Here is a 258-nt window from a genome sequence, read left to right on the forward strand (position 1 = left end):
GGGTAGAGCATCAGCAGGCCGACGAATATCAGCACGACGTAGCGCACCACCCGGCTCACCTTTTCCCGGCGCAGCGTACGGGCGACCTCACGATCGGCGTCGCTCATCACCGGCGCCATCTGTTGAATATCAGCCATTTTTGCCTCCCTTATCGGCGGAGTAGAAGACCCAGTATTTCGATGACTTAAAGGCGATCGACGCAAAGACCGCCACGACGAGGAACAGCACCCACGCCAGCGCGGCACCATAGCCCATGTC

Annotated in this window: 2 pseudogenes; both read right to left on the minus strand. The window is 59.7% G+C overall.

The features are described 5' to 3' along the window. A pseudogene (locus IM317_RS23740) lies at positions 1–137 on the minus strand (carbohydrate ABC transporter permease); the annotation flags it as partial. Next, positions 130–258, minus strand: a pseudogene (locus IM317_RS23745) (sugar ABC transporter permease); the annotation flags it as partial. The pseudogenes IM317_RS23740 and IM317_RS23745, both read right to left, overlap by 8 nt.

Origin of the sequence: Enterobacter cloacae complex sp. S3 (assembly GCF_014930495.1) — a bacterium.
GTDB classification, from domain to species: domain Bacteria; phylum Pseudomonadota; class Gammaproteobacteria; order Enterobacterales; family Enterobacteriaceae; genus Enterobacter; species Enterobacter asburiae_B.